The organism is Actinomyces provencensis, assembly GCF_900155435.1.
In the GTDB taxonomy this organism is placed as follows: domain Bacteria; phylum Actinomycetota; class Actinomycetes; order Actinomycetales; family Actinomycetaceae; genus Pauljensenia; species Pauljensenia provencensis.
The window spans coordinates 3,279,676-3,289,553 of record NZ_LT700212.1 but is presented as its reverse complement, the minus strand read 5'-3'; the positions used below and the strand labels follow the sequence as shown (position 1 = coordinate 3,289,553).

Genomic DNA, 9,878 nt, shown 5'->3' with positions numbered 1-9,878 from the left:
ACAACCTCCACGACGACCATCGCCGCGGACCACGCCACGCGCGGCCCCAGCAGGGACATGCGCCCCTCCCCCAGGTGCAGGGTCGCCAGGGCGAACCACGCGAGCATCACCACCGCGACGCCCCCCGCGCTCGCCGCACCCGCGAGCGCCTGGGTACCTACGTCCTCGGCCCGGTGATGCCACCTCAGCCAGATCCCGACCAGCACCCCGACCCCGACCAGCACCAGTGCCACGCGATTGCCCGGTGCGGTGGCGGGGACGGCCCCCAGCAGGGGGATGGCGGGGATGGGGGCCACGGGTGCGGTGCCCGGGGCGTGCAGCGTGTCCGCGCCCACCCAGAAGCCGGGCCCCGCCAGCCAGGACAGGGCCCAGGCGACCGCGGTGGGGGCGAACAGCACCTGGGCGATGACGGTGACGACCGTGTCGGTGGTGCCCGCCAGGAGGAGCTCGTGGATGCCGCGGACCTGCTCCCAGGAAGCGTGCAGCGACACCCCGACCGCGACCGCCCCGACCAGGGCGAGGACTCCGAGCACCACGCGCGCCTGGCGCAGTCCCTCCCACACCCAGGCAGCGCGCCCCGTCCACGCGGGGGCCTCCGAGGTCTGGCTGACCACCGCCCACAGGGCAGCCAGTGCGGGCACCAGCAGGGCGCCGGGCACGGCCTGGAGCAGGGACACATGTCCCGCGGTCGCCCCGACCAGTGCCAGCGCGGTCACGGCGAAGGTGGGCACCGCCATCCACTGGGCGGCAGGCGGGTACCCGCGTCCACCCAGCAACAGCACGCGCAGCAGGACGACCACCAGCACCGTCATCAGGGTCGGGACGGCCCACAGGGTCGTCCCACCGACGTGGACCGGGGCGGCGAGCGTCGCCCCCCAGAGGTCTCCTCCCACTGCCGTCGCATCCGCCCAGGTGGCCTTGCCCAGCCACGGGTTGCCGGACACGGACAGGTAGCCGACCAGGGTGAGCACCATGAGCAGGCCCCAGCCGATGAGGGCAGCCTCGATGCCGGCCAGTCCTGAGCGCGCCCACCCATTGGGCAGGGCGATGCGGATGGTCGGTGGGGCGGGCGCGGTGGAATGGGGTGCGGAGGTCTTGCTCATCGCTCCCATCGTCACCCGGGTGGTCCCGCGTCCCGGGGAAGCAGCGCCGCCTGCCGCGAAATCACCCTCCGCGCGCGGGCGCCGCCCTCGTCACATCGACGAGGGCGGACGACCAGGCGTCAACGAGACCGGAGGATCTCGCGTGCGAGCACCGCGGTCTGGGAGGGGGTGCGACCCACCCGCACGCCGACGGACTCCAGGGCCTCGGCCTTGGCGGCGGCGGTGCCCGCGGAGCCCGACACGATGGCGCCCGCGTGTCCCATGGTCTTGCCCTCGGGGGCGGTGAAGCCTGCGACGTAGGCGACGACCGGCTTCGACATGTTCTCACTGATCCAGGCCGCTGCCCGCTCCTCGGCGTCGCCGCCGATCTCCCCGATCATGACGACCAGGTCGGTGTCGGGGTCCGCCTCGAAGGCCTCCAGCGCATCGATGTGGGTCGACCCCACCACCGGGTCCCCGCCGATGCCGATGCAGGTGGAGAAGCCGATGTCGCGCAGTTCGAACATCATCTGGTAGGTCAGCGTGCCCGACTTGGACACCAGGCCGATGCGTCCGGGACCGGTGATGTCCGCGGGCGTGATCCCGACATTCGACTCCCCGGGGGTGATGATGCCGGGGCAGTTCGGGCCGATCAGACGGGTACCGCGCTCCAGGGCGCGCGTGACGAACTGGACGGAGTCCGCCACCGGGATGCCCTCGGTGATGACGACGACGGTCTCCATGCCGGCGTCGACGGCCTCCAGGACCGCGTCCTTGGCGAAGGGCGGTGGCACGAAGACCACCGAGACGTCGGCGCCCGTGGCGGCGCGGGCATCGGCGACGGTGCCGAAGACGGGGACCTCGACGGGGCCCTCGGTGGCGCGCTCAGCAGCCGGGCCGTAGGCGTGGACGTCGAAGGTCACGCTCTCCCCCGCCTTGCGGGGGTTCACCCCGCCCACGACCGTGGTGCCCGCACCGAGCATGCGGGCAGTGTGTTTCCGTCCTTCGGACCCGGTCATGCCCTGGACGATCACGCGGGAGTCGCGCGAGAGGAAGATCGACATCTGTGTTCTCCTGTCGGGGATCGACGGTCGGGGTTCAGGCGGTGGCGGGGCCGGACGAGGGCGGCGCGGCCGGGGCGGCGCTCGTGGTGGCGGAGGCTGCCGCCAGCTCCGCGGCGAGGCGGGCCGCGCCGTCCATGGTGTCGGACATGTGGACGAGCGGGTGGGCCGCAGCGGCGAGGATCTCACGGCCCTCGGCGACCTTGTTGCCGTCCAGCCGCACCACCAGTGGCTTGTGGGCGCGCTCCCCCAGCTGCTCCAGGGCGCCGATGATGCCGCGGGCGACCTCGTCGCAGGCGGTGATGCCCCCGAAGACGTTGACGAGGACGGAGCGCACCTGCTCGTCCCCGAGGATGACGTCGAGACCGCGGGCCATGACCTCAGCGGAGGCGCCACCGCCGATGTCGAGGAAGTTCGCGGGACGCACGCCCAGGTCCTCCCCCGCCAGGGCGACGACGTCGAGGGTGGACATCACGAGTCCCGCACCATTGCCGATGATCCCGACCTCGCCCTCCAGTCGCACGTAGTTGAGTCCGGCAGCCTTGGCCGCAGCCTCGCGCGGGTCCTCGCTGCTGGTGTCGGCCAGGGCCGCGTGGTCGGGGTGGCGGAAGGCGGCGTTGTCGTCCAGTGTCACCTTGCCGTCGAGGGCGATGATCCCACCGTCATCGGTGGAGACCAGGGGGTTGACCTCGACGAGGGTCGCGTCCTCGTCGCGGTAGACCTCCCACAGCAGCACCAGGACCGGGGCGATGCGTGCGGACTCCTCGGGGGTGAAGCCTGCCGCGTCGAGGATCTCGTGGGCGACGCCCTCGTCGATGCCGCGGAAGGGGGACAGCGGGACCCGGGCGAGGGCCTCGGGGCGTTCCCGGGCGAGGGTCTCGATGTCCATGCCCCCCTCGCGTGAGCACATGGCGAGGTGGGTGCGGTTGGAGCGGTCCAGGAGGATCGAGAAGTAGTATTCGGCCGCGATGTCGGCGCCCTCGGCGATGAGGACCGTGTGGACGGTGTGGCCCTTGATGTCCATGCCGAGGATCTCCTCGGCGCGGTCGTGGGCCTCCTGCGGGGAGCGGGCGAGCTTGACGCCTCCGGCCTTCCCGCGACCGCCGGTCTTGACCTGTGCCTTGACCACCACGAGGCCGTCGTGGAGGCGTCCTGCGGCGTCGTGGGCCTCCTCCGGGGTGGTGGCGGTGATGCCGGGGAGGACGGGCACCCCGTGCGCCCCGAACATCTCCCGTGCCTGGTACTCGTAGAGATCCACTCTGCGTCCCTTCTCCTTCGGTGCTCGATGCCGGGTGCTCGGTACCCGTCGATGCCCCGAGGCCGGCGTCTGCTGCCAGCCGTGCGTCTGGCGGCACCGGATTGCTCGACATCGAGACATCTCCCGACAGGGTACCCCGAACCGGGGCCTACGTCCCACACTTCACCACCCCCGCGAAGTCCGCTCTGTTTCCACCGCGAAGTCCGCTCTGTTTCCACCTCGAAGTCCGCTCTGTTCGGGGGTCGAAGTCCGCCCTCGTCGCTGTCACGGTCCGCCCCACGCCCCAGGACGGGCGTGGCTGCGCGGCGGCGTCCCCGGCTCTGACGGGGAGCGAATGTTCGTCGATACTGGATCCATGACCCACATCACTGTGGCCCCCGCCTCGCCGGAGTCCTGGCCCGACGTCGAGCACGCCCTGACGGGCGGTGGTGACGGCGCCTCCTGCTGGTGCCAGTGGTTCCGCGTGTCCTCGCGCGAGTTCGACGCCTCCTCCCGCGAAGACCGGCGCTCCCACCTGCGTGAGGAGGTCGAGCAGGGCGACCGTCCACCGGGGCTGATCGCCCATGTGGACGGTGTGGCCGCGGGGTGGTGCCGTGTCGGGCCGCGCGCCGACCAGCCCCGTCTCGTCCGCTCCCGCATCGTCAGGGTGGCGGGAGGCCGACCCCTGGACGACCCAGGAGTCTGGGCGGTGACCTGCTTCGTCGTGCGCCGCGAGTTCCGCGGTCAGGGTGTCGCGCGGCTCCTGGCCGAAGAGGCGGTCGGATTCGCCCGCGCCCACGGCGCCTCGCGCCTGGAGGCCTACCCGGTGGACGTCGAGGCCCGGACGGGGGCGGGCACCCGGACGGGCAGCAACGAGCTCTACCACGGTGACATCGGGATCTTCCGGTCGGCCGGGTTCGCCCTGGCAGACCACCCGACGCCGACCAGGGCGGTCATGACGCTGGACCTCCGCGTCAGTTGACCGGGACGCGAACGCCCACCACCTCAGTCCTCTCCCGCCCGGATGACGCGCCCCGAGTCCAAGGTGATGACCGCATCGGCGACATCGCGGGCCCCGGGGTCATGTGAGGCCAGGACGACAGTGGTGCCGCGGTCCGCCTCGACCCGCGCGGCGTGGTGGATGAGCTCCCGCGAGGCGGCATCGGCAGCAGCGGTGGGTTCGTCCAGGAGCAGCACCGGCGCCTCCTGGACCAGCGCCTGGGCGACCAGCACGCGCTGGCGCTGACCACCCGAGACCTCGCAGAGCTGCCGCCGCGCCAGCGCATCCACCCCGAGGAGGCGCATGCACCCCTCCACGCTCTCCCGGTCATGCCTCCGCATCCTCCCCCAGAACCCGAGAGAGCCCCAGCGCCCCATCCCGACCGCTGCAGCGACCGTGAGCGGCAGCCGTTGCGGAACGGGCGGGACCTGGGGGACGAGGGCGAGGCGCACGCCTTCCAGGCCCTCCACCCGACCCGAGTGGAGGGGGAGGACACCGGCCAGTGCCAGCAGCAGTGTCGACTTCCCGGATCCGTTGCCACCGCACAGCAGGGTGACACCACCCGGGGGGATGTCGAGGTCGACGCCGCGCAGTGCCATGACCTTGCCACGCACCACTTCCAGGTCCCGCACCGAGACGTGCACGCCCGCGGTCCGGATCGCGCCCGGGGCCCTGGTGGGGTCCGGGCTGGAGCACCCCCGCCCGCGGACGTGAGGCCCCACGGGCGGGGGCAGGTGTCGACTCGTGTCGGGGATGCTCCCCGTGACGGATGTGGGACTCATCGCGCCATACTAACTCGCAATCCATGTTGATAACCATTATCGTCTAGCAGGTGTCATTCCTCCTCGAACCCCTCAGCGCCGGTTTCTTCACCCGCGCCCTCCTCGGCGGTCTGCTCGCGGCGCTCATCTGCGCAGTCGCGGGGACCTGGGTCGTCGTGCGGGGCATGGCCTTCCTCGGGGAGGCCATCTCCCACGGCATGCTCCCCGGGGTCGCACTCGCCACGATCCTCGGGCTGTCGCCCCTGGCCGGGGCTGCCGTGAGCGCCGCCGCCATGGGCGCCGGCATCGGGTGGATGACGCACAGGGCCCGACTGGCCGAGGACACCGCCATCGGCATCGCCTTCGTCGGCATGCTCTCCCTGGGCGTCATCATCGTCTCGCGGTCCAGGTCCTTCGCCACTGACCTCACGGCGATCCTCTTCGGCGACATCCTCGCCGTGCGCGCCGGCGAGCTGACCGTACTGGCCCTTGCCCTGCTGCTCACCTGCCTGCTCGCCCTCGTCATGCACCGCCCCCTCCTGGCACTCACCCTGGACGAGAACCTGGCCCACACCCTGGGCATGCGCCCCCGTCTGGCACGGATGGCACTGCTCGCCCTGGTCACCCTGGCCGTGGTCGCCTCCTACCGGGCCGTCGGCTCCCTCCTGGTGGTCGCCCTACTCGTGGCCCCACCCGCCACCGCGTCGCTGTGGGTACGCTCCATCGGGGGCGTCATGGCGGGCGCCGCGGCCGTGGCCTCCGGGGCAGTCGTCGTGGGGCTCTACGTCTCCTGGTGCGCGGCGACCGCGGCCGGGGCGACGATCGCCGCCGTCGCTGCGACCACGTTCCTCCTCACGGCCTCCCTCCGGCCGCTCCTGGCCCGCGGGCGCCCACCCGTCCCGGACCCCGGCCACGCCGTCGTCACGGAGCTCTCCGTCCTCCGGGGACCGGTCCCGAGCCAGGGGCCACCACGTCCCACCGGGTCCACCCGCACCACCGTCCACGACTGAAGGAAATGATGTCCCACCTCCACTCCCGGGCCGGCTCGGCGCTCTGCGCCCTGGGCGCCACGGCCGCACTCGCCCTCACGGCGTGCTCCGGTTCGACCCCGGCCTCCGGCGACCAGCAGTCCTCCGGATTGGGCTCCGACCGCACCGGTTCCGACTCCCCCACCACCCCGCACGGATACGTGGAGGGCGCGGCGGAGCTCTCCGAACCCGCGCTCTCCCTCCTCACCCTCTCCGGATCGGGAGCCGTCGACCTGGTGGACCTCGCCGACCTCTCCTCCACCACCGTGACCACCCTGGAGGGGGTCCGGGCGGTGTCCTCCGACGGACGCTTCCTGGCTGCCGACGTGGACGGGGACGGGGTCGCCCTCGTCGACTCCGGGGTGTGGACCGTGGACCACGGCGACGACCAGCACTACTACCGCGCCCCCGCCCGCTCCGTGGGCACCGTCGGGGACCTGTCCGGCGAACCGTTCCTGTCCTCCGGTGAACTCCGCACGGTCCTCACCGCGGGCACCACCGCCGTCCTCCTCGACCGCGAGGCCCTCGGCGCGGGCAGCGTCAGCGAACTCGCCCGCGTCCACGTCGACGAGGGCTCTCTCGCGGCGCCGCTCGGGCAGGGGTGGGTCGTCGTGCGTGGGGGTGCCGTGGAGGTCCTCGACGAGGGCGGGACGCCGACCCCGGGCGTCACAGAGACCTGCGAGGGTGCCGCGGGCGGGACCACCACACGTGTCGGCGTCGTCCTGGGCTGTGCCGGAGGAATCGTCCTGGCCACCGTGGACCCCACGGACGGCACGCCCGCCCTGGAGCGTGTGGACCTGCCGGAGGGCACCGCCACGGAAGCGCGTCCCCACGGCTTCGGCTCGCGCCCCGGGCGACCCACCGTCGCCGCCCTCGACGACACGGGCGGGTACTGGCTGCTCGACACCCGCGAGCGCACCTGGACCCACGTCGACTCCGAGGCACCCCTGGTCGCCGTCGCCGCCGTCGACGACCGCCACGACCGCGTGGTGGCGGTCGACGAGGAGGGACGGGTCCTCGTGTGGACCGACGGCTCCCTGGAGACGTCGACCGACCCGATCGCCTCCGTGGAGGGCGCACCCCGGGGACTCCGCGTGGACACCACCCGCACCTACGTCCCCGCCCGCACGACCGGCGAGGTCCTGGAGATCGACGTCGCCGACGGTGCCCGCATCGCACGCACCATCGACACACCCGACCTGGTCGCGGTCACGGAGGTGGGACTGTGAGGATCCGGGCATCCCTTGCCGTCCTCGCCACGGCACTGGCCCTGGCGCGTGCCGGGTGCACCCAGGCCGCGAGCGGTCCCCGGGTGGTCGTGACGACGAACATCCTCGGCGACGTCGTCTCCCGGATGGTCGGGGACCAGGTCGGGGTCCGGGTCCTCATGGCCCCCAACGCCGACCCCCATTCCTTCGGGGTCTCCGCCCGGGACGCCCTGCAGATGCAGGAGGCCGACCTGGTCGTCGCCAATGGTCTGGGCCTGGAGGAGGGGCTGCTCGACCATGTGGAGGCGGCACGTGCGCACGGCACCGCCGTGTTCGAGGCCGGGGAGCACTTCACCCCCCCGGAGTACGACAGCGAGGATGCCTCAGGTCCCGATCCTCACTTCTGGACGGACCCGACGGTCATGGCCGAGGTCGTCACCGCCCTGGAGGGAACGATCGCGGAGAACGTCGAGGGCATCGACACCGACGCCCTACACGGCGCCACCACGACCTACCTGGAGGAGCTCTCCGACCTGGACCGTGACATGACGGCGCGCTTCTCGGCGATCCCGACCGAGCGCCGCGCGCTCGTCACGAACCACCACGTCTTCGGCTACCTCGCCGAACGCTACGGCTTCCGCGTCATCGGGGCCGTCATCCCCGGAGGCGCGACCCTGGCCGCTCCCAGCGCCTCGGACCTGGCCGACCTGGCCGACGCCGTGCGCGAGGCCGGGGTGCCCGCGATCTTCGCCGACTCCTCCCAACCCGATCGGCTGGTGCAGGCACTCGCGGAGCACACGGGGATCGAGGTCCGGGTCGTCCCCCTCTTCACCGAGTCCCTCAGCGGGCCCGAGGACGAGGCACCGACCTACCTCGACATGATGCGCGTCAACACCGACCGGATCGAGGAGGCACTGACCTGACACCCACCGGGAGCGCCCTCGTCACCGTGACACAGCAGAGCGCCCCCGTCACCAGCGGTCCCGGCACCGGGCACGCCCGCGTCCGTCGCGACCCCATCCCATCCCATCCATCACCATCACCATCACCATCACCACCGAAGGGACACCTGACCATGCACCACAGCACCCACCGCGGAGCGCGCCGACACGGCATCCGAAGCGCCGTCCTGGCCACGGCCGGAGTGGGCGTCCTCGCCCTCTCCGCCTGTTCCGGGGGCGCCTCCTCCCCGACCTCAGGGGACGCGACGCAGTCCGGGTCCGGCACCTCCCGCGGCGCCGCAGCAGCCGGAGACACCGACGGGGGCGACCGCTTCGCCTTCACCTACGACGGCGGCATCCGTGTCATCGACGCGGACGACCTCTCCGAGGTCGCGGACCTCCCACTGGAGGGCTTCAACCGCCTCAACAGCTTCGGCGACGGGGAGCACGTGCTCGTCTCCACCGAGGGCGGGTTCCAGGTGCTCTCCACCGGTGCCGGTGGTGGGAGTGCGGGCCTCACGGACCTGGTCTTCCCGGCGACCACCCCGGGGCACGTGGTCCGCCACGCGGGGCACACCGTCCTCTTCGACGACGGCACCGGCGACATCACCCTCCTCGACACCTCCGCGCTGGGATCCTCCGCGGACGACACCGTCGCCACCCTGCCCGAGGGCACCGTCATCCACTCCGAGGCCGCCCATCACGGGGTCGCGGTGGAACTGGAGGACGGGAACCTGGTGCGCACCCTCGGGGACTCCGAGTCCCGCAGCGGTGCACTCCTCCAGGACGCCTCGGGGACCGAGATCAGCCGGATCGAGACGTGCCCCAGTGTCCACGGTGAGGGTGTGGCGGCTGGCGAAGCGGTCGTGCTGGGCTGCGAGGACGGCGTGATCCTGCTCCGCAACGGGGCCTGGGAGAAGATCCCCAGTCCTGCCGGTGACTACGGCCGAGTCGGCAACACCTATGTCGCCGAGGGCTCCCCCATCGCCGTGGTCGACCACCGCACCGACCCCGATGCGGAGGGCGTCGTCCTGGACCAGATCGGTTTCGTGGACACCGAGGCAGCCACGTTCGACGTGATCGACATGCCCGAGGGCGTCCAGTACACGTGGCGCGGCGTCGGACGCGACGCGGAGGGCAACGCCTGGGTGCTCGGGACCGACGGCTCCCTGCACCACGTCGATGTCACCACGAAGGCGCTCACCGATTCGATCCCGGTCGTGGCCGCGTGGGAGGGCCCCGAGCCCTGGCAGCAGGCGCACCCGGCCCTGGTCGTGGACGGTGACACGGCCTGGGTGACCGAGCCGGCCACGCAGACGGTTCACAAGGTCGATCTCAGCGACGGGACCGTGACCTCCGTGGAGGTCGGTGTGGCCCCGAACGAGGTGGCGCTGGTGCGAGCCAGCTGACACAGGGGTGCACTTCGGGGGTCGGGCGCGTGTGCGCCCGACCCCCTCCTCGTGCCCGGGCCGCAGGGAAGGGACGGACCTCACGCCCAGAAGTGAGCGGACTTCGACCCCCGAACAGAGCGGACTTCGAACCCCGAACAGAGCGGACTTC

The 9,878-nt window shown here is 72.3% G+C and carries 9 protein-coding genes; 5 read left to right on the top strand and 4 right to left on the bottom strand.

The window, feature by feature from the left end; genetic code table 11:
• The 3 genes from BQ9890_RS14230 to sucC all read right to left on the bottom strand — a co-directional run.
• On the bottom strand, nucleotides 1-1,103 hold a 1,103-nt coding region (locus BQ9890_RS14230), incomplete at its 3' end, for a cell division protein PerM (RefSeq protein ID WP_195907692.1).
• 119 nt (nucleotides 1,104-1,222) lie between these two features.
• On the bottom strand, nucleotides 1,223-2,146 hold the full coding sequence (gene sucD / locus BQ9890_RS14225; RefSeq protein ID WP_075892427.1) for a succinate--CoA ligase subunit alpha: 924 nt from the start codon (nucleotides 2,144-2,146) through the stop codon (nucleotides 1,223-1,225).
• A gap of 34 nt (nucleotides 2,147-2,180) precedes the next feature.
• Nucleotides 2,181-3,401: an ADP-forming succinate--CoA ligase subunit beta gene (gene sucC, locus BQ9890_RS14220; protein WP_075892425.1), complete on the bottom strand. Its 1,221-nt coding sequence runs from the start codon at nucleotides 3,399-3,401 to the stop codon at nucleotides 2,181-2,183.
• A gap of 355 nt (nucleotides 3,402-3,756) precedes the next feature.
• On the opposite strand from sucC, the gene BQ9890_RS14215 reads away from it, so the two are divergent.
• Nucleotides 3,757-4,362, top strand: a complete 606-nt coding sequence (locus BQ9890_RS14215) for a GNAT family N-acetyltransferase (RefSeq protein WP_075892424.1) — start codon at nucleotides 3,757-3,759, stop codon at nucleotides 4,360-4,362.
• A gap of 23 nt (nucleotides 4,363-4,385) precedes the next feature.
• Here BQ9890_RS14215 and BQ9890_RS14210 read toward each other — a convergent pair whose 3' ends face one another.
• A complete protein-coding gene (locus BQ9890_RS14210; protein WP_230297972.1) occupies nucleotides 4,386-5,162 on the bottom strand; it encodes a metal ABC transporter ATP-binding protein in 777 nt (258 codons plus the stop codon).
• A 50-nt stretch (nucleotides 5,163-5,212) separates the two neighbouring features.
• Here BQ9890_RS14210 and aztB point away from each other — a divergent pair, with 50 nt between their 5' ends.
• The 4 genes from aztB to BQ9890_RS14190 all read left to right on the top strand — a co-directional run bounded on the left by aztB (nucleotide 5,213) and on the right by BQ9890_RS14190 (nucleotide 9,727).
• The gene (gene aztB, locus BQ9890_RS14205) at nucleotides 5,213-6,151 is read left to right on the top strand and encodes a zinc ABC transporter permease AztB (RefSeq protein WP_075892422.1); all 939 of its coding nucleotides are present in this window, start codon (nucleotides 5,213-5,215) and stop codon (nucleotides 6,149-6,151) included.
• A gap of 5 nt (nucleotides 6,152-6,156) precedes the next feature.
• A complete protein-coding gene (locus BQ9890_RS14200) occupies nucleotides 6,157-7,398 on the top strand; it encodes an ABC transporter (protein ID WP_143226369.1) in 1,242 nt (413 codons plus the stop codon).
• Nucleotides 7,395-8,300: a zinc ABC transporter substrate-binding protein AztC gene (gene aztC / locus BQ9890_RS14195; RefSeq protein WP_075892418.1), complete on the top strand. Its 906-nt coding sequence runs from the start codon at nucleotides 7,395-7,397 to the stop codon at nucleotides 8,298-8,300. Before BQ9890_RS14200 ends, aztC begins: the two co-directional genes overlap by 4 nt.
• Before the next feature lie 152 nt (nucleotides 8,301-8,452).
• A complete protein-coding gene (locus tag BQ9890_RS14190) occupies nucleotides 8,453-9,727 on the top strand; it encodes an NHL repeat-containing protein (RefSeq protein WP_075892416.1) in 1,275 nt (424 codons plus the stop codon).
• The last annotated feature ends 151 nt before the right edge of the window (nucleotides 9,728-9,878 follow it).

Bases quoted from the DNA above. Each gene is read 5' to 3' on its own strand.
- sucD (WP_075892427.1), bottom strand. From the start codon at position 2,146: ATGTCGATCTTCCTCTCGCGCGACTCCCGCGTGATCGTCCAGGGCATG.
- BQ9890_RS14215 (WP_075892424.1), top strand. From the start codon at position 3,757: ATGACCCACATCACTGTGGCCCCCGCCTCGCCGGAGTCCTGGCCCGAC.
- BQ9890_RS14210 (WP_230297972.1), bottom strand. From the start codon at position 5,162: ATGAGTCCCACATCCGTCACGGGGAGCATCCCCGACACGAGTCGACAC.
- BQ9890_RS14200 (WP_143226369.1), top strand. From the start codon at position 6,157: ATGATGTCCCACCTCCACTCCCGGGCCGGCTCGGCGCTCTGCGCCCTG.
- BQ9890_RS14190 (WP_075892416.1), top strand. From the start codon at position 8,453: ATGCACCACAGCACCCACCGCGGAGCGCGCCGACACGGCATCCGAAGC.